Here is a 19,120-nt window from a genome sequence, read left to right as displayed (position 1 = left end):
AGGATTGAGTTCACAGAGGGGCGTCATCGCGAGCGGGCTCGCTCCCACATTGGATTGTGTTTCCCCTGACAGAATCCGATCAAGTGTGGGAGCGAGCCTGCTCGCGATGGGTGCGAAGCACCCGCTTTCAGGATTTGACCGGCGGCTTGCGCAGCAGGCTGAAGGCCATCGAGCCGAGGAACAGCACGCTGAGCACCAGCACCGCCCACAGGCCGATTTTCTTCCAGTTGGTCCCGACGACGGCCGGCGCCGTTTCGGCCGCCGGTGTAGAGGTCGTGGGCCCATTCACCGTCGCCGCCCCCAGGGTCGCCAGGCGCGAAGGACGGTAATCGGGCACCAGTGTCGTCAGGGGCAGGCTGGCCGCCTTCACCGTCGCGCTGCCCAGCGCCAGGCTATAGGGCCCTTCGCCACGGGCGAGAAACACCACCTGGGTCGGGCGCACGGCAAAGCGCAGGGCCGGCGCTTCGGTCCCGAGGCCGCCGCCGCGCTCGTCCACCGTCAGCTTCAATTGCTGGACGGTCTGGCCGGACAACTGCAATTGGTTCTGCACCACGTCCTGGCCATTCTGGGTCAGCCGGTACAGCAAGCCACTGCCCATCGGCTGCCACGGATGACTGCTCTCACGACGCCCGTCCAGGGTCACCGGTGCCAGGCTGTTGGCCTGGCTCAGCTCGACCTGCACCTCTTCGATATTCAGACCCATGGGCAACTGCCAGGTGTATTCACCGGCCTTCGTGCTGCTGCCGGCCAACGGCTGCGACCAGGCCAGTGGCAACGGCAGGCTTTCGCGGCTGGCGCTCTGCAACTGTGCTGAAGTCAGCACCGGCGCGGAAGACGGCAAATCCCACAACAGCCGCAGATAACGCGCCGACTGTCCTGGCAGGTTCACTTCATGCTGCTCGACCCGCTCATCGGCGAAGGTCAGGCGCGCCACCTGGCCTTCGCCCCACGCTTGCCAGTTCTGCAGGTCGTCGCTGGCTTCGATGGTGAACCGCTGGAAACCGTCGCGCTCGCTGGTCCAGTCGAGGATCAGCTGCTGCAAGGGCGCCTTGATCGCGCTGGCATCCAGCAACCAACCGCGCAACTCTTCCTCACCGGCCTCGAGCCGACTGGCCGGCTGGACTTCCACCAGCGTGCCGTTGGCGTTCGACTGCACCCGCACACTGGGCGCGCGCTCGTTGTCATCGGCCGCGTTGTACAACGGGAACCATTTCACATCGGTGAGGGTGCGGTTTTCACGGCTTTGCGCGGTCTCGCGAACCAGCGCATACGCCTGGGCCTGTCCGGCCGCGTTGAAGACCCGCAAGTCGCTCAGGTCGGTCTGCCGCGCCTGCAGTTGGACCTCCAGCGGCAACGGCAGGCGATACCACGGCCCTTCGCCACTCAAGGTCAACGGCACCTGGTGGGCGAAGTCCGCCGGTTTTTCCTGGGCCGTAGCCGACAATGCCACCCACAACCCGACCACTCCCAGGCCGATCCGACTCAACTTGCGACTCAAGATGACACTCCCTCACTGACAGGCATCGGCGGCTCGGCCTCTGGAACCGTTTCCGGCCGCTTGGGCGGCAGCGGTGCGAAATAGCCCACCACCAACAGCAATACACCCACGCCGATAAACGACACGATCCGCGCCAGACCACCACGGTTACTCAATTCGACAAAGAACAGCTTGGCCACCACCACGGCAATCAACCCCGCACCGATCAGCCATACCTCGCGGCGATGCCGCAGGTGCCCGCCGATCATCAGGCCCAGGGCGATCAGGGTCCAGACCAGGGACAACCCCGCCTGCACGAACATGGATTCGAGCAATGCATCCAGTTCGAACGGCACACCCAGCCAATGGTGGGCGCTGCGCATCACCAGGGCGGTGAAGAACGCGAACAGCGAGACCCCGGCGAGCAACTGGGCGACGTGTTCGGCATGGGCCCAACGGATCGCCAATTGCGCCAGCGCGCTACGAGCCCATACGTAGACACCGAACAGGGCAAACAACAGGCCCAGCTCCAATGGGTTGAGCAGCGGCACATATGGCAACGGCTCGGCGATGCCATCGCTGAAGGTGTTGGCCAGCCAGAACCACCCCAGCATCAACAGGGCCAGAGGCGCCGCCGCGTAGACGCGATACTCCCGCGACTGAGCCGATATCGGCCATGGCCAGGCTCGCGGCGCGGCCATCAGCACCAGGTACAGGCTCGGCAGGATCGCCCAACCCAGCCAACGCCAGGCGTTGTATTGCTCGGACAACAGCAACAGGCCATAACGCAGCTCCAGCGCCAACACGCCGATCAGCAACCAGCAACCGAGCACATGGGCAGTGCTGCGAACCGAGTCCGGGAGCATCGAGGCCAGGCGCTTGAGCGAGAGGAAATGCACACCGAACAGGACGAGCCAGGCCAACCAGCCGAAATCCGCCGCCGGGTGATAGCGGCTGTGCCAGCTCGCAACCAGCACACAGCCCGCCGCAGGAATCAGCAAGGTGCACAGCAACCCCAGCGCCGGCCACTGCAAGCGCAGCGCCAGAATCGCCCATACCGCAACACTGAGCGCCGCGACAATCAGCAGCAAGCTGCCTTGCAGATGGACCGGAGCAAAGCGCAGCACTTCGCTGACCCACGTCAGCGCCCACCAACCGGCGCCCCAGATCAGCAGCAGCTCGGACAACCGCTGCAAACTCAAGACATCGAACACCGCGGCCGGATGGCCCCGTTGCAGTCGCCAAGCCCCCACCAGCGCCGCCAGTCCCAGCACCATCGGCGTCCAGAAGCCACTGTGGGCCAGGGGCCGCAGCCCCTCGCTGTCGAGCGGTCCGAGCAAGGCCGGCCCCGCCACCAGGAACGCCGCACCGCCCAACACTTGCAGGAGCAGGCCGAACACGAAGCTCACGCGTTGTTTCAGGTACAGGCTCAACCAGATGATCAACAGGCCACTGGCGGCCCACACGCCGCTCGCCGTTTGCCAGGGCAGGACGAACAGCACAGCGAGGTTGATCAAAGCCAGCCCCGCCAGCAACACCACCGACAAGCCACGCAGCAACCGAATGTCGTTGCGCACCATTTCGTCGCGGGCGGCCAGCAACATGCCGCCAATCAGGGCCAGGCCGATCAACGAGGCGCTGAGCAAGCCGCTCCAGCCGGCGGCGAACACTGCTGCCGAATCCCCTTCGGCACCGCGCAAACGCATCAGGAACAGTGCGCCCCCCAGCAGCTGTACGCCAAACGCCATGAACAGGAAGCTACGCGCTTGCAGGCGCAGGCCGACAAACAGCGTCGCCAGACCGGCCAGCGCCCAGGCGATAGCGGTACCGTGGGTGAAAAAGAACAGAGGCGCCAGCAGATAGAGCGAGCCCAGGCCCAACGCGGCCAGCACTGGCAGCACTTGGCGCTCCCAGCTCGCGGTGTGGTCGGGCGACGCCTTGCGCAATTGATAGAAGCTGAACAGCAAGGCCCCGCCAAGCATCAGCGCCCCCAATGGAGCGCCCTGGAGCAGGCTGCTTTGACCGATTTGCAACTCACCGAAGAAAGCCCGCACCGCGCCCACCTGCAGCAACAAGGCAAACGCACGCGCCAGTGGTCGCTGCTGACGCAGGCCCAACCAGAAAATCCCCGCGCCTTCCACCGCCCACGCTGCCGTGGTCCAACGGGCATCGAGGCCCAGGGGAATCGCCAGGCTGGTAAAAATCACCCCGAGTGCCAGGCAGGTTTCGGCCAGCAACAAGGCGCGTCCCTTCATCAACACCCGGGCCAGGCCCATGTAGATCATGCCCAGGACCAAGGCGCTGAACGCTGCGGCCAGATCCAGGAACATCACCAGCGTGAGCTGCAAGCCAAAGCCCACCAACGGCGGACCGAACAGCATCGTGCCGTCTACATAATCGCCTTTGCGCGCCGACCAGCGCAGCAGCGCTTCACGGCTGTCATCCTCGGGACCGTCGCTCATCTCCAGCAGTTTGCGCCGGGTGAACAGCAAGCCAATCGCCAGGTACATAAGGAAGAAAATGATCAGGAACGGCTCGGTGCTGAAGAACAGTGCCGGCGTATACGAACGCAGACCCCAGGCGATACCGATGCCGAAGGTCCCGACAAAACCGATCAGGTTGAGCAGTCGCCAGGCCTTGAACCAGGCAATCGCGAGGATGCCGGCATTGAGCAGGATGAAGTAGCTGAACAGCGCGACATGGTTACCGCTGCCAGTGGAGGTCAGGATCGGCGCGGCAAAGCCGCCCAGCGCTGCGGCGGCGGCCAGCCCCAGGGCGTTCTGGGTCACTGCCAGGATCGCCGAGAACACCGTGACCGCCACCAGCAGCCCCAACGCGGCCTTGGAATCGAGCAGTGGATGCAGGCGCATGGCCGCGAACACCGTGAGGTACAACACAGCGATGCCGGTACCCTGGAGCATCAGCGCATAACTGCTGTTGCGCTGACGCAGCCACCAGCCCAGACCCAGCAAGCCCAACGCACTGGCCGCGACACCGGCATAGCGCAGTTCGATCGGCACCACCATGCCTTCAGTGGCATAACGCAATAGAAACGCCAGGCCGAGGAACAACAGCAGCACGCCGACTCGCAATACGGTATTGCCACCGAACAGCCAGTTGCGCGCACCGGCCACGGCACGCTCGATGAAACCGGGGTCACGAGGAACAGGCGGCGTGACAATCGGTTCCAGGGGCTCCGCTGCGCGGGCCTCGCGCCGTGAGGTGACAGACGTGGGGGTCCAGATATCGTCGGGCAGCGGTTGACTGGCTTGCGTGACCATCGCGGGGGCCGGCGCCAGGTCAGGCGGTAGTTCCCAGACCAGCTCCGGCTCCGGCTCCGGCTCCGGCTCCGGCTCCGGCTCCGGCTCCGGCTCTGCCTCGCTCCGGGCTTCAGGCTGCGGGGCCGAGGCCACGACGATCTCGGGTGCGGGTGCGGGTGCGCTCGGCGCAGACACCGTGCCGCGCTCAAGCACGGCGAGACGCGCCTCCAACGTCAGCAGGTTTTGCTGGGTCGCTTCCAGCAGACTTTGTTGTTTGCCAGCCTCGGCCCCGAGGCGGCGCAGCCGCAAGACCAGGGCGATGCCGAGCCCCGTCAATGCGCCTATCAACGCATCGGCGAACGACTCATCCACCACCCAGCCGATTGCCAGGCCCAACAGCGTCAAAATCCATTGCATGGTTGATATCCCTGAGCGGCCCATTGCGGGCATGACCGGGGTGATGCGGTGCCTGGCTCAGTCTAGTGGAAACCACACGCAACCTGTGGGAACGAACCCTGTGGGAGCCGAGCTTGCTCGCGATGAACGATGACGCGGTTTGCAGTTGAACCGTGTCGACTCCATCGCGAGCAAGCTCGGTACCACAGGGCTCGCTCCCACATGGGTCATGAGGGCGTCCAGTCCTGAATCCGGCCACACCGCCCGGCGAAACTGGCGCTCAGTATATCGACGAAGCCCACTTGCCGTTGGGCTTCGCTCACATTTCTTACAGCAAATGCTAGTCGAGGGCTTTCCAGATGTCGGTGGCGTACTCGCGGATGGTCCGGTCGGAGGAGAACCAGCCCATGCGCGCGGTATTGAGCACCGCCGAACGCCACCACTGCTTGGAATCGTGCCAGCGCTCCTCGACCCTGGCCTGGGCGGCCCAGTAGGCATCGAAATCGGCGCAGACCAGGAAGCGGTCATAGTCCACCAGCGAATCCACCAGGCCGGTGTAGCGCATCGGATCGTCCGGCGAGAAGACTCCGCCGCGAATCGCCTGCAACACATCGCTGAGGCGATGGGACGCGGCAATGTCCGGCGCGGCGCTGAATTCACCGTTGCGCTTGCGCGCCTCCACCTGCTCGGACGTCAGGCCGAAGATGAACATGTGCTCACCCCCTACCCGCTCATGCATTTCCACGTTGGCGCCATCCATGGTGCCGATGGTCAGCGCGCCGTTGAGGCCGAACTTCATGTTACTGGTGCCCGACGCCTCGAAACCGGCGGTGGAGATCTGTTCCGACAGGTCCGCCGCCGGGATGATGCTTTCGGCCAGGCTGACGTTGTAGTTGGGCAGGAACACCACTTTGAGCAGGCCACGCACGGTCGGGTCGTTGTTCACCACCCGGGCGATGTCGTTGGTCAACTTGATGATCAGCTTGGCCTGGTGGTAGCTGGCGGCCGCCTTGCCGGCGAAGATTTTCACTCGCGGCACCCAGTCCACTTCCGGCTCGGCGCGAATCGCCTGGTACAGCGCCACGGTGTGCATCAGGTTAAGCAATTGGCGCTTGTACTCGTGGATCCGCTTGACCTGCACGTCGAACATCGCCGCCGGGTTCACGGCAATGCCCAAACGCTCGTGGATCAGGTAGGCCAGGGCTTTCTTGCTGTGCAGGCGCTGTTCGGCGAACTGCTTGCGGAAGGCCTGCTTGTCGGCGAACGGCTCCAGCTCGATCAGGCGCTCTTCAGGGTTGTCGAGCACGCTCGGGCCCAGGGCATCGACCATCATCGAGGTCAGTTCGGCGTTGGCCTGGAACAGCCAGCGGCGGAAGGTGACGCCGTTGGTCTTGTTGTTGATCCGTTCCGGGTAGAGCTTGTGCAGCTCGGAGAACACCGTGCTGCGCATCAGTTGCGTGTGCAACCCGGACACTCCGTTGACGCTGTGGGAACCGAGAAACGCCAGGTTGCCCATGCGCACCCGGCGGCCGTTGTCTTCTTCGATCAGCGACACCGAGCGCAGCACGTCGAAATCATGCACACCCTTGGCCCGCAGCGAATCGATGTGCTGGGCGTTGATCAGGTAGATGATCTGCATATGCCGGGGCAGCATGCGTTCCATCAACCCCACCGGCCAGGTTTCCAGGGCTTCGGGCAGCAACGTGTGGTTGGTGTACGACAGCGTGTCCTGGGTGATCTGCCAGGCCGCGTCCCAAGCCACGTCGTAGACGTCCACCAACTGGCGCATCAGCTCGGCCACGGCGATGGACGGGTGGGTGTCGTTGAGCTGGATCGCCGCGTGATCGCCCAGGGTCAGTACCGAGGTGTGCATGTTGCGATGACGGCGCAGCAGGTCCTGCAACGAGGCGGCCACGAAGAAATACTCTTGGCGCAGGCGCAGCTCCTGGCCGGCCTCGGTACTATCGGCCGGATAGAGCACACGGGAAATACTTTCGGCCCGGGCAACCTCAGCCACGGCACCGAGGTGGTCGCCGGCATTGAAGCGCTCCAGGTGCAGGTCTTCCACGGCCCGGGCGCGCCACAGGCGCAGGGTGTTCACGCTCGCCCCCCGCCAGCCCACCACCGGGGTGTCATAGGCAATGGCCCGTACGGTTTCACCCGGAGACCAGACCTGCCGGGTCTTGCCGGTCTCGTCGGTGACGGTCTCGACGCTACCGCCGAATCCGATCGGGTAAACCACTTCCGGCCGTTCGAACTCCCAGGGGTTGCCGAAATCCAGCCAGTGCTCGGTCTGCTCCTGTTGCCAGCCATCGACGATCGCCTGGCGAAACAGGCCGTGCTCGTAACGAATGCCATAGCCATGGCCGGCGATGCCGAGGGTCGACATGCTCTCCATGAAGCACGCCGCCAACCGGCCGAGGCCACCGTTGCCCAGCGCCGCATCGGGCTCCAGTGTACGAATGCGCTCCAGGTCCACGCCCAACTCGGTGAGGGCCTCGCGGGCAGTATCCAGCAGGCCGAGGTTGCTCAGGCTGTCGTAGAGCAGGCGTCCGATGAGAAATTCCAGGGAAAGGTAATAGACCCGCTTCTGGCCCTTGCGATAGATCTGCCGCGTGTGGTCCATCCAGTGCTCGACCATGTGGTCGCGGGCGGCAAGGGCAATGGCTTCGAACCAATCGTGATCAAACGCATGATCCGGGTCCTTGCCGACGGCATAAGTGAGTTTGGTCAACACAGCGTCGCGAAATGCGGCTACTTCGGCTTCGCGAACAAGTGGTTCTTGAGTCATGAATAAGACCTCGAACGAGCATGGAATTGTCTGAGCCTAGACGGTCTGACAGACGGCAAAGGCTCTTGGTTCGGTGGTTTTTCTCCAAGTGCCGGAGAATTGCCGCCAGGGAATTGCCGATGGACGAATGAATGCAGGGGCCGTGCCGCCGAACGCGGGGTTTTGCCAGAACGAAAAAAAACCGGCGGATGGTCGTTCAAAATTTCACCAGTACCGGTATGATCGCGCGCCCTGATGCATGCTGGTACACCTAGATGATGAAGCCCAACCTGATCGCCGCCGCGGAGATCGACCGACTCGATACCTGGGCCAAGTATTCCGCCCCGATGTGCGGTTCCTGCGTGTCGAGCTGCTGCACGCTGCCGGTCGAGGTCAAGATCAAGGACCTGATCCGGATCGGCATCGTCGACGAATTCGAACTGGGCGACCCACCGAAAAACATTGCCAAGCGCCTGCAAAAGGAAGGGATCGTCGAGCGTTACAACCAGAAGTCGGAGATCTTCACGCTCCAGCGCATGAGCAACAACGATTGCCTTTATCTGGACCGCAAGAGCCGCCTGTGCACCATTTACGAGAAACGCCCGGACACCTGCCGCAATCATCCGCGGGTCGGCCCACGGCCGGGGTATTGTGCGTACAAGCCCAAGGAAGTGGAGCGCGAGCGCAATCCGCGGACGCTGGATCGGTTTTGATCGGCTGACGCTATCGCGAGCAGGTTCGCTCCCACATGGACGGCGCTGAACCTGTGGGAGCGAGCCTGCTCGCGATGAGGCCCGAATAGCCAGCATAAAACTCCAGGCATAAAAAAACGCCCCCGGTCTCACGACCGGGGGCGTTTTTCATTCAGCCGAAGCTAAACGATCAAGCCTTGGCTTTCTTGGCAGCGCGGGTACGCTCGCCTTCGTCCAGGATCTTCTTGCGCAGGCGAATCGACTTAGGCGTCACTTCACACAGCTCGTCATCCTGGATGAATTCCAGTGCCTGTTCCAGGGTGAAGCGAACAGGTGGAACCAGGGCGATGGTTTCGTCTTTACCCGAAGCACGCATGTTGTCGAGCTTCTTGCCCTTGGTAGGGTTGACGCCCAGGTCGTTGTCACGGCTGTTCAGACCTACGATCTGGCCGTTGTAGATTTCCTGGCCGTGCTCGACGAACAGCTTGCCACGCGCCTGGAGGGTTTCCAGGGAGTAGGTCAGCGCCTTGCCGGTTTCTACCGATACCAGGACGCCGTTCTGACGGCCGGACATGTGGCCGGACTTCATGGTGTCGTAGCGATCGAAGATCGAGGTCAGGATGCCAGCACCGTTGGTCAGGGTCAGGAACTGGTTACGGAAACCGATCAGGCCACGAGCCGGGATGTTGTACTCCAGGCGTACACGCCCTTTGCCATCCGGGGACATGTTGGTCAGGTCGCCTTTACGCAGGCCCATTTCTTCCATGACCTTGCCCTGGGATTCCTCAGGGATGTCGATGGTGACGTTCTCGAACGGTTCCTGCTTGTTGCCGTCGACGACGCGGATGATCACTTCAGGACGGCCTACGGCCATTTCGAAGCCTTCGCGACGCATGGTTTCGATCAGTACCGAGAGGTGCAGCTCACCACGGCCGGAAACCTTGAACTTGTCGGCAGAGTCGCCTTCTTCAACGCGCAGTGCAACGTTGTACAGCAGCTCTTTGTCCAAACGCTCCTTGATGTTACGGGACGTCACGAACTTGCCTTCCTTACCGCAGAATGGCGAGTCGTTGACCTGGAAGGTCATGGAAACGGTCGGCTCGTCGACGGTCAGCGGCTTCATCGCCTCGACAACGGTCGGGTCGCACAGGGTGTCGGAGATGAACAGCTCTTCGAAGCCGCTGATGCAGACGATGTCGCCGGCAGCCGCTTCTTCGACGTCCACACGGTGCAGACCGTGGTGACCCATCAGCTTCAGGATACGGCCGTTGCGCTTCTTGCCGTCGACGTCGATGGCGACGACCGGGGTGTTCGGCTTGACGCGACCACGGGCGATACGGCCAACACCGATCACACCCAGGAAGCTGTTGTAGTCCAGGGCCGAGATCTGCATCTGGAACGGACCATCACGGTCAACGGCCGGCGCAGGTACGTTGTCGACGATCGACTGGTACAGCGGGGTCATGTCTTCAGCCATGTCGGTGTGGTCCAGACCGGCAATGCCGTTCAGGGCCGAGGCGTAGACGACCTGGAAGTCCAGTTGTTCGTCGGTGGCACCCAGGTTGTCGAACAGGTCGAAGATCTGGTCCAGAACCCAGTCAGGACGCGCGCCCGGACGGTCGACCTTGTTGATCACGACGATCGGCTTGAGGCCGGCTTCGAACGCTTTCTTGGTCACGAAACGGGTTTGCGGCATAGGGCCGTCCTGGGCGTCGACCAGCAGCAGCACGGAGTCGACCATCGACATCACGCGCTCTACTTCACCACCGAAGTCGGCGTGGCCCGGGGTGTCCACGATGTTGATGTGGTAGCCGTTCCAGTTGATGGCGGTGTTTTTCGCCAGGATGGTAATACCACGCTCTTTTTCCTGGTCGTTGGAGTCCATCACGCGCTCGTCGTTGAGCTCGTTGCGTTCCAGGGTGCCGGATTGACGCAAGAGTTTGTCTACCAGGGTGGTCTTACCATGGTCAACGTGGGCAATGATGGCGATGTTGCGTAGATTTTCGATCACTTGTGTATCTCGATCAGAGGATTCGGTGTGCTGACAGGTCGTGGCAGCGATTTACGTTGAGTCCGACAAAGCCGCTACAGCTTGTCGGCGGCGTCGGGGGGCCGGTGACGCAGGCCACAGGCAAACAGCCCCGGGCACTTAGCTCGGTCGATAAACGCGCACATTGGCATGCCCCTCACTGAGCAAATGGTGGGCATGCAGGCGACTCATCACGCCTTTGTCGCAATACAGCAGGTACTGGCGAGTAGGGTCCAGTTCCTTGAAACGCGCGTTCACTGCATAGAACGGCATCGTTTGTACCTCGATACCGGCGACGCTCAACGGGTCGTCTTCAGCGTCGTCCGGATGACGGATGTCGATGATGATCTGACCGGCCAGCGCTTCGCCGACTTCTTCAATCTTGATGTCCTGGCCCAATTCGTCGATCACCCGATCGATCGGCACCAGCCTGGCGTTTTCGAGCGCACGCTCGAGCACCGCCATGTCGAATTCTTTCTCTTCGTGCTCCACGCGCCCGCGCTTGGCGGCCGTCTTCGGGTTGACCGAGATGACCCCGCAGTACTCCGGCATGTGCCGGGCAAATTCGGCGGTGCCAATCGCGTTGGCCGTGTCGATGATGTCCTGCTTGTGACTGGCGATCAGCGGGCGCAGCACGAGCTTTTCGGTGACGCAGTCGATCACCGACAGGTTCGGCAGCGTCTGGCTCGATACCTGGGATATCGCCTCCCCGGTAACCAGCGCGTCGATGTGCAGGCGATCAGCGATGCTGGACGCGGCACGCAACATCATACGCTTCAAAATGACGCCCATATGACTGTCGTCGACTTTGCCGAGGATTTCTCCCAGAACTTCTTCGAACGGCACACTCACAAATAACACGCGCTGGGAACTGCCGTACTTCTTCCAGATGAAGTGCGCCACTTCCATCACGCCCAGCTCATGGGCACGCCCGCCGAGGTTGAAGAAGCAGAAATGGCTCATCAGGCCGCGCCGCATGATCTGGTAAGCCGCGACCGTGGAGTCGAAGCCGCCAGACATCAGCACCAGCGTCTGCTCCAGGGCACCCAGCGGATACCCGCCGATGCCGTTGTGCTGGCTGTGGATGACGAACAACCGTTGGTCGCGTATTTCGATACGGACTTCAACCTGCGGGTTTTTCAACGAAATACCGGCGGCGCCACACTGCTGGCGCAGTTGGCTGCCGACGTAGCGGTCCACGTCCATCGAGCTGAACGGATGCTTGCCCGCGCGCTTGCAACGTACCGAGAAAATTTTGCCCGCCAACGCATCGCCATAATGCAGCTTGCATTTGGCAACGATATCGTCGAAATCCCCCAGCGGATATTCATCCACCTGCAGGAAATGCGCGATGCCTGGCATGCAGGTCAGCCGCTCGGTCATTTCCTTCAGGATCCTGGGTTCGCTGACGCGGGTTTCCAGTTCGAGATTGTCCCACACGCCATTCACCACCACGACCGGGTCCAGATCACGGAGCACGGCACGGATGTTCTTGGCCAACTGCCGGATGAAACGGGTCCGGACCGGGCGGCTCTTGATGGTGATTTCGGGGAAGACTTTTACGATTAGTTTCATGAAAACAGCGCGCGAACGGCCAGCCGAAAAAGGGGGGCGCGGATTATAGCGGAAATTGCTCAAGGTTTGACCAATTAATGTGTAGATGGTTTTGAGCGCACCAAAACGGGTCGCCGACTATCCTTTGCGCTACATTACAGTGCGTAATTGTCTGACAATCCCTGGTTCAAGCCCTCTAAAGGCGTGGATTTGGTGCAAAAAACCCAAGCTGGGGCACTGGCATGCAATTTGCTCCCTTGTGAGGCAGGTTGCCTTGGCAGAGTATTCGCGCCGGCATCACTCATATCTACGGGCAAACCATTACCCCGCCCGAAGCCACCCGGAGGACATATGTCGAAGTCGGTTCAACTCATCAAAGATCATGACGTCAAGTGGATTGATCTGCGCTTCACTGACACCAAAGGCACTCAACATCACGTAACCATGCCGGCCCGTGATGCCCTGGATGACGATTTCTTCGAAATCGGCAAGATGTTCGACGGCTCCTCCATTTCCGGCTGGAAAGGCATCGAAGCGTCCGACATGATCCTGATGCCAGACGACGAAACGGCTGTCCTGGATCCGTTCACCGAAGAGCCGACCCTGATCCTGGTCTGCGACATCATCGAACCTTCGACCATGCAAGGCTATGACCGCGATCCACGCGCCATTGCCCACCGTGCCGAGGAATACCTGAAGTCCACCGGTATCGGCGACACCGCTTTCTTCGGTCCTGAGCCTGAGTTCTTCATCTTCGACTCGGTCAAGTTCAAGTCCGACATCTCCGGCTCCATGTTCAAGATCTTCTCCGAACAAGGTTCGTGGATGTCCGACCAGGACATCGAAGGCGGTAACAAGGGCCACCGTCCAGGCGTGAAAGGCGGCTACTTCCCAGTACCACCGTTCGACTTCGACCACGAAATCCGTACCTCCATGTGCAACGCACTGGAAGAAATGGGCCAGACCGTCGAAGTTCACCACCACGAAGTGGCGACTGCCGGCCAGAACGAAATCGGCGTGAAGTTCAACACGCTGGTAGCCAAGGCTGACGAAGTCCAGACCCTGAAGTATGTCGTGCACAACGTTGCCGATGCCTATGGCCGCACCGCGACCTTCATGCCGAAGCCACTGTACGGCGACAACGGTTCGGGCATGCACGTTCACATGTCGATCTCCAAGGACGGCAAGAACACTTTCGCAGGCGAAGGCTATGCCGGTCTGTCGGACACCGCCCTGTACTTCATCGGCGGTATCATCAAGCACGGTAAGGCCCTGAACGGTTTCACCAACCCGTCGACCAACTCCTACAAGCGTCTGGTACCCGGCTTCGAAGCACCTGTGATGCTGGCCTACTCAGCTCGCAACCGTTCCGCCTCGATCCGTATTCCTTACGTGAACAGCCCTAAAGCTCGCCGTATCGAAGCCCGCTTCCCGGATCCGGCTGCCAACCCGTACCTGGCCTTCGCCGCACTGATGATGGCCGGTCTGGACGGTATCCAGAACAAGATCCACCCTGGCGATGCCGCTGACAAAAACCTGTATGACCTGCCGCCTGAAGAGGCCAAGGAAATCCCACAGGTTTGCGGCAGCCTGAAAGAAGCCCTGGAAGAGCTGGACAAGGGCCGTGCGTTCCTGACCAAGGGCGGCGTATTCAGCGATGACTTCATCGACGCTTACATCGCACTGAAAAGCGAAGAAGAAATCAAGGTTCGCACCTTCGTACACCCACTGGAATACGAGCTGTACTACAGCTGCTGATCCGGTAGCGCTCGCACACGCGGCGTGAAACAAGAGAGGCCTCCTTCGGGAGGCCTTTTTTATGGGTGCAGATTACGTGCATGATGACCGCCGCCTCCCAGACAAGAAGAGACTGCCCATGAACTTGCGCCTCACACTTGGCCTTGCCCTCGCTGCCGCGCTACTGACGACCACCGCCGAAGCCACACCTGCTCCGGACGCCCTTACCCCATTGCTTAACGCCATTGGCGAACGCATCGCCCTTGCCGATCAAGTGGCGCTGAGCAAATGGGACAGCCATAAACCGGTAGAAGACCGTCAGCGTGAGCGAGAAGTCATTGCCGCCGCCGTCGCCCAGGCACCGGTCTACAAGCTGTCCGGTGAAACCGTGGAAGCGTTTTTCAGCGCCCAGATAGAAGCCAACAAACTGGTGCAGTACATCGACCTGTCCGACTGGGCCCTGGCCGGCAAGGCCCCGGACCTCCCGCGTCCGGACCTGGTGGGGCAAATCCGCCCGCAACTCGATCGGCTGCAAAAACGCCTGCTGCAACAACTGGCCGATTTCGCCCCCTACCGTACCGATCCGCAGTGCCCGCAATGGCTGGCCCGGGCCACCCACAACGACAAACAGCACCCAGTGCACCGTCTTGCCCTGATCCGGGCGACCGCAGAGCTGTGCCTGGCCAAAAGCTGAGGCAACACACACTCCCCTGTGGGAGCGAGCCTGCTCGCGATGGCGATCGATCAGCAACATTGCTGCTGCCTGACACATCGCCATCGCGAGCAGGCTCACTCCCACAAGGGGACTTCAGTGGTTGAACTCTTTGGGTTGGGCCAACCGCCGCCTTGTCCTATGCTGCATCCAACACTTTCAGTTTCCGGTCGATTTTTATGGGTCGTGTCTTTCCTGGCGTTTTGTTGCTACTGGCATTGCCCGCGGCAGCCCAGATCTACAAATACACCGACGCCGATGGCAACACCGCCTACAGCAACCAGCCGCCCCAAGGCGTACCGGCCCAGACGGTGGAGTTGCCGCCGCTCAACAGCATCGAACATCAATCCTCAAGCAGCCCGGACATGCCGACAACGCCTGCCAACAGTGAAGCGCCGCGCAAGGCCTACGACCTGCTCGAACTGACGGACATCCCCACCGAGCAAGCCCTGCGCGCCAACAACGGCACTTTCACCGTTGGCGTCCGGACGCAACCGCGCCTGCAAAGCCCTCATCAGTTCCGGCTGCTGCTGGACGACCAGCCCTACGGCCAGCCCTCCAACGTGCCGCGCCTGCAACTGGTGAACATCGACCGGGGCGAGCATCGTCTGGCGGTCCAGGTCATCGATGGGGATCACCTTGTGCAACAGAGCGATACCGTCACCTTTACCGTGCAGCGGGTGCACCAGCCATGATCCGTTGGGTGCTAGTGCTGTGCCTGTCGCTGGTCGCCTTGCCGGGGGTAGCGCAGGTCTATACCTACGTCGACGCCCAGGGCAATCGTGTCTTCACCGATCAACCGCGCCCCGGCAATGCGAAGAAAGTCCAACTGCCACCGGGCAACCGGATGACCACGGCGCCCGCTACCACCACCTCGGCACCGGCCTCCGCAGAGCAGCCCACGCCCCTGTTTCATTACGAGATGCTGCGGCTGCTGATCCCGGAACCGGATGCCACGATACGCAGCACAGCGGGGGAATTGATCGTCACCGCTACCAGTGAGCCGAGGCTGAAAAAGGGCCATCGCTACCGTCTGCTGCTGGACGGTCAGCCCACCGGCGAACCAGGACCAAGCCCGGTGTTTGCCTTGAGCAACATCGATCGAGGCACCCATCACCTGGCGGTGGAAATCCTCGATGAGCAAGACCGCATCGTCGAGCGCACCGCCAACCAGCCCTTCCACATGCAACGCACGTCGCTGGCGCAGAAGCGCCGTATCAAACCCTGCGCAACCGCCGACTATGGCCAGCGCCCCGAATGCCCCCTCGCCGACAAACCCGAAGAAGAAAGCAGCATCCTGCCATTCTTCTAACGTCGCCATGACGATGCACTATATTGGTGCATAACGTTGCGCCGCTACTCAGCTGTCAGCCCATTTTGGTTCGAAAGTACCCGGAAAAACTGGCAGAACGCCACGCAATCGGGCGAAAAAACCTCTTTTCAGGCTCTAAACGCTTCTTTTCGGAGCCTTGGTTTGGTTTTTGCATTTTCCTTCTATCAGCGCATTCATTGCGCGCGCAATTTAGGACCGGCCCCGAATTGCCACGCATCAAAAGAGGTCCCGATGACCATTAGCGACGCACTACACCGCTTGTTACTCGACAACCTCACCACCGCGACCATTCTGCTCGACGCCGAACTGCGCCTCGAGTACATGAACCCGGCGGCGGAGATGCTCCTGGCCGTCAGCGGCCAGCGCAGCCATGGACAGTTCATCAGCGAGTTGTTCACCGAATCCACCGAGGCACTCAACTCCTTGCGCCAGGCCGTGGAGCAGGCTCACCCGTTCACCAAGCGCGAGGCGATGCTCACCGCCCTGACCGGCCAGACGCTGACGGTCGACTACGCGGTGACCCCGATCCTGAGTAACGGCGCCACCCTGTTGCTGCTGGAAGTCCACCCTCGTGATCGCTTGCTGCGCATCACCAAGGAAGAGGCGCAGTTGTCCAAGCAGGAAACCAGCAAGATGCTGGTGCGGGGCCTGGCCCACGAGATCAAGAACCCCCTCGGTGGCATCCGTGGCGCTGCGCAATTGCTGGCCCGGGAGCTGCCTGAAGAAAGCCTCAAGGACTACACCAACGTCATCATCGAGGAAGCCGACCGCCTGCGAAATCTCGTGGACCGCATGCTCGGCTCCAACAAGCTGCCGTCCCTGGCCTTGTGCAATGTCCACGAAGTACTGGAGCGCGTTGGCAGCCTCGTGGAAGCCGAGAGCCAGGGCTGCATCACCTTGGTGCGCGACTATGACCCGAGCATTCCCGATGTCTTGATCGATCGTGAACAGATGATCCAGGCCGTATTGAACATCGTGCGCAACGCGATGCAGGCCATCAGCAGCCAGAATGAGCTGCGCCTGGGCCGCATCAGCCTGCGCACCCGCGCCTTGCGCCAGTTCACCATCGGCCATGTGCGCCATCGCCTGGTGACCAAGATCGAAATCATCGACAACGGCCCGGGCATCCCCACGGAGCTGCAGGAAACCATCTTCTTTCCCATGGTCAGTGGCCGTCCGGACGGTACCGGACTGGGCCTGGCCATTACCCAGAACATCATCAGTCAGCATCAGGGCCTGATCGAGTGTGAGAGCCATCCCGGCCACACCACCTTTTCGATCTTCCTGCCACTGGAACAAGGAGCCACATCGACATGAGCCGTAGTGAAACCGTGTGGATCGTCGATGACGACCGTTCTATCCGCTGGGTCCTGGAAAAAGCCTTGCAACAGGAAGGCATGACCACCCAGAGCTTCGACAGCGCCGATGGCGTGATGAGCCGCCTGGCCCGTCAGCAACCGGACGTCATCATCTCCGACATCCGCATGCCCGGGGCCAGCGGCCTGGACCTGCTGGCGCGGATTCGCGAGGAGCACCCCCGGCTGCCGGTGATCATCATGACCGCCCACTCCGACCTGGACAGCGCCGTAGCGTCCTACCAGGGCGGAGCCTTCGAATACCTGCCCAAGCCGTTCGACGTCGATGAAGCGGTGTCCCTGGTCAAGCGCGCCAACCAGCACGCCCAGGAACAACAGGGCCTGGAAGAAGTGCCGGCCCTGACCCGCACCCCGGAAATCATCGGCGAAGCGCCGGCGATGCAGGAAGTGTTTCGCGCTATCGGACGCCTGAGCCACTCCAACATTACCGTGCTGATCAATGGCGAATCCGGTACCGGTAAAGAACTGGTAGCCCATGCCCTGCACCGCCACAGCCCACGGGCAGCGTCGCCGTTCATCGCCCTGAACATGGCCGCGATTCCCAAGGACCTGATGGAATCCGAACTGTTCGGCCACGAGAAAGGCGCATTCACCGGCGCGGCCAACCTGCGACGCGGGCGCTTCGAACAGGCCGACGGCGGCACCTTGTTCCTCGACGAGATCGGCGACATGCCGGCCGACACCCAGACCCGTCTGTTGCGCGTGTTGGCGGACGGCGAGTTCTATCGGGTGGGCGGTCATACGCCGGTCAAGGTCGATGTCCGCATCATCGCCGCGACCCACCAGAACCTGGAAACCCTGGTTCACGCCGGCAAATTCCGTGAAGACCTGTTCCATCGCCTGAACGTGATCCGCATTCATATCCCGCGCCTGGCGGATCGTCGCGAAGACATCCCGACCCTGGCCAGGCATTTCCTCAGCCGCGCCGCCCAGGAACTGGCGGTGGAGCCCAAGCTGCTCAAGAGCGAGACCGAGGAATACCTGAAGAACCTGCCGTGGCCCGGCAACGTGCGCCAGTTGGAGAATACCTGCCGCTGGATCACGGTCATGGCCTCGGGACGTGAGGTGCATATCGGTGACCTGCCGCCGGAACTGTTGAGCCTGCCACAGGATTCGGCCCCGGTGACCAACTGGGAACAGGCCCTGCGCCAGTGGGCCGACCAGGCCCTGGCCCGTGGCCAGTCGAGCCTGCTGGACAGCGCCGTACCGAGTTTCGAACGCATCATGATCGAAACCGCCCTCAAGCATACCGCCGGCCGCCGCCGCGACGCCGCCGTGTTGCTGGGCTGGGGGCGCAATACCTTGACCCGCAAGATCAAGGAATTGGGGATGAAGGTCGATGGCGGGGATGACGATGAAAGCGATGAGGGCTGAGCAGCCGTTGGCTTTTCGCTGAATCTGAAGGCCAATCGCGAGCAGGCTCGCTCCCACCTCGGACATCGGTGTCCGCGCATTCATGTGGGAGCGAGCCTGCTCGCGATGCTTTTGAAAGTCCCGTGCACCACACCAATGCACCACGAACCGCAAATGCGCGTTTCATTCGAGCCCAAGGCAACCGCGCTACTTCATGAAAACCGCCTCATAAAAAAGCCAAAGCCCCGGAATACGGGGCTTTGCGCAACATCAAAAAGTTTTTTGTGACAAGCCATTTAAAACTGGCACGCCCCCTGCAATAACCCAATCACTACCCAGTTTCGGGGACCTTGGTACAGGCAGGCCGGGGATTCCCCATTTTATCCGGGCTCATCCGAGCCCACCGTTTTGGGGGCCTTGATACAGGCAGG

12 protein-coding genes are annotated in these 19,120 nt (G+C 61.6%); 7 read left to right on the top strand and 5 right to left on the bottom strand.

Annotated features, from left to right (window positions below):
* Positions 1 to 127 precede the first annotated feature (127 nt).
* From PCOSP_RS01755 to PCOSP_RS01745, 3 genes are all read right to left on the bottom strand, one after another.
* Positions 128 to 1,498, bottom strand: coding sequence for a DUF3999 domain-containing protein (locus PCOSP_RS01755; protein ID WP_139646418.1), 1,371 nt, complete (start codon positions 1,496 to 1,498; stop codon positions 128 to 130).
* On the bottom strand, positions 1,495 to 5,154 hold the full coding sequence (locus PCOSP_RS01750; protein WP_464710183.1) for a DUF2339 domain-containing protein: 3,660 nt from the start codon (positions 5,152 to 5,154) through the stop codon (positions 1,495 to 1,497). Before PCOSP_RS01750 ends, PCOSP_RS01755 begins: the two co-directional genes overlap by 4 nt.
* A gap of 319 nt (positions 5,155 to 5,473) precedes the next feature.
* Positions 5,474 to 7,924, bottom strand: coding sequence for a glycogen/starch/alpha-glucan phosphorylase (locus tag PCOSP_RS01745; protein WP_139646414.1), 2,451 nt, complete (start codon positions 7,922 to 7,924; stop codon positions 5,474 to 5,476).
* A 254-nt stretch (positions 7,925 to 8,178) separates the two neighbouring features.
* Between PCOSP_RS01745 and PCOSP_RS01740 the strand changes: the two genes are divergently transcribed.
* Positions 8,179 to 8,616: a YkgJ family cysteine cluster protein gene (locus PCOSP_RS01740; RefSeq protein ID WP_024778075.1), complete on the top strand. Its 438-nt coding sequence runs from the start codon at positions 8,179 to 8,181 to the stop codon at positions 8,614 to 8,616.
* A gap of 169 nt (positions 8,617 to 8,785) precedes the next feature.
* Here PCOSP_RS01740 and typA read toward each other — a convergent pair whose 3' ends face one another.
* Both typA and thiI read right to left on the bottom strand, forming a co-directional pair.
* Complete coding sequence (gene typA / locus PCOSP_RS01735; protein ID WP_139646412.1) at positions 8,786 to 10,606, bottom strand: translational GTPase TypA; 1,821 nt, start codon at positions 10,604 to 10,606, stop codon at positions 8,786 to 8,788.
* Between the two features lie 138 nt (positions 10,607 to 10,744).
* Positions 10,745 to 12,199, bottom strand: a complete 1,455-nt coding sequence (thiI, locus tag PCOSP_RS01730) for a tRNA uracil 4-sulfurtransferase ThiI (RefSeq protein WP_041024723.1) — start codon at positions 12,197 to 12,199, stop codon at positions 10,745 to 10,747.
* A 330-nt stretch (positions 12,200 to 12,529) separates the two neighbouring features.
* Between thiI and glnA the strand changes: the two genes are divergently transcribed.
* The 6 genes from glnA (at position 12,530) to ntrC (ending at position 18,710) form a co-directional block, all read left to right on the top strand.
* A complete protein-coding gene (glnA, locus tag PCOSP_RS01725; RefSeq protein WP_041024722.1) occupies positions 12,530 to 13,936 on the top strand; it encodes a glutamate--ammonia ligase in 1,407 nt (468 codons plus the stop codon).
* Between the two features lie 118 nt (positions 13,937 to 14,054).
* Complete coding sequence (locus PCOSP_RS01720; RefSeq protein WP_139646409.1) at positions 14,055 to 14,609, top strand: chorismate mutase; 555 nt, start codon at positions 14,055 to 14,057, stop codon at positions 14,607 to 14,609.
* Between the two features lie 197 nt (positions 14,610 to 14,806).
* The gene (locus tag PCOSP_RS01715; protein ID WP_139646407.1) at positions 14,807 to 15,322 is read left to right on the top strand and encodes a DUF4124 domain-containing protein; all 516 of its coding nucleotides are present in this window, start codon (positions 14,807 to 14,809) and stop codon (positions 15,320 to 15,322) included.
* Positions 15,319 to 15,939 (top strand): DUF4124 domain-containing protein, encoded by a 621-nt coding sequence (locus PCOSP_RS01710; protein ID WP_139646405.1) that lies wholly within the window; start codon positions 15,319 to 15,321, stop codon positions 15,937 to 15,939. Before PCOSP_RS01715 ends, PCOSP_RS01710 begins: the two co-directional genes overlap by 4 nt.
* Positions 15,940 to 16,191: 252 nt before the next feature.
* Entirely contained in the window at positions 16,192 to 17,277 is a 1,086-nt protein-coding gene (gene glnL / locus PCOSP_RS01705; protein WP_464710182.1) for a nitrogen regulation protein NR(II), read from the top strand.
* A complete protein-coding gene (ntrC, locus tag PCOSP_RS01700; protein ID WP_139646403.1) occupies positions 17,274 to 18,710 on the top strand; it encodes a nitrogen regulation protein NR(I) in 1,437 nt (478 codons plus the stop codon). The genes glnL and ntrC overlap by 4 nt, the downstream gene beginning before the upstream one ends.
* Positions 18,711 to 19,120: the final 410 nt, after the last annotated feature.

The sequence above is a fragment of the Pseudomonas sp. MAFF 730105 genome (assembly GCF_055380705.1).
Note: the sequence above shows the minus strand (reverse complement) of the source record. Positions and strands in the feature narration are given on the sequence as shown.

Bases quoted from the DNA above. Each gene is read 5' to 3' on its own strand.
- PCOSP_RS01750 (WP_464710183.1), bottom strand. From the start codon at position 5,154: ATGCAATGGATTTTGACGCTGTTGGGCCTGGCAATCGGCTGGGTGGTG.
- PCOSP_RS01745 (WP_139646414.1), bottom strand. From the start codon at position 7,924: ATGACTCAAGAACCACTTGTTCGCGAAGCCGAAGTAGCCGCATTTCGC.
- PCOSP_RS01740 (WP_024778075.1), top strand. From the start codon at position 8,179: ATGATGAAGCCCAACCTGATCGCCGCCGCGGAGATCGACCGACTCGAT.
- thiI (WP_041024723.1), bottom strand. From the start codon at position 12,199: ATGAAACTAATCGTAAAAGTCTTCCCCGAAATCACCATCAAGAGCCGC.
- glnA (WP_041024722.1), top strand. From the start codon at position 12,530: ATGTCGAAGTCGGTTCAACTCATCAAAGATCATGACGTCAAGTGGATT.
- PCOSP_RS01720 (WP_139646409.1), top strand. From the start codon at position 14,055: ATGAACTTGCGCCTCACACTTGGCCTTGCCCTCGCTGCCGCGCTACTG.
- PCOSP_RS01715 (WP_139646407.1), top strand. From the start codon at position 14,807: ATGGGTCGTGTCTTTCCTGGCGTTTTGTTGCTACTGGCATTGCCCGCG.
- PCOSP_RS01710 (WP_139646405.1), top strand. From the start codon at position 15,319: ATGATCCGTTGGGTGCTAGTGCTGTGCCTGTCGCTGGTCGCCTTGCCG.
- glnL (WP_464710182.1), top strand. From the start codon at position 16,192: ATGACCATTAGCGACGCACTACACCGCTTGTTACTCGACAACCTCACC.
- ntrC (WP_139646403.1), top strand. From the start codon at position 17,274: ATGAGCCGTAGTGAAACCGTGTGGATCGTCGATGACGACCGTTCTATC.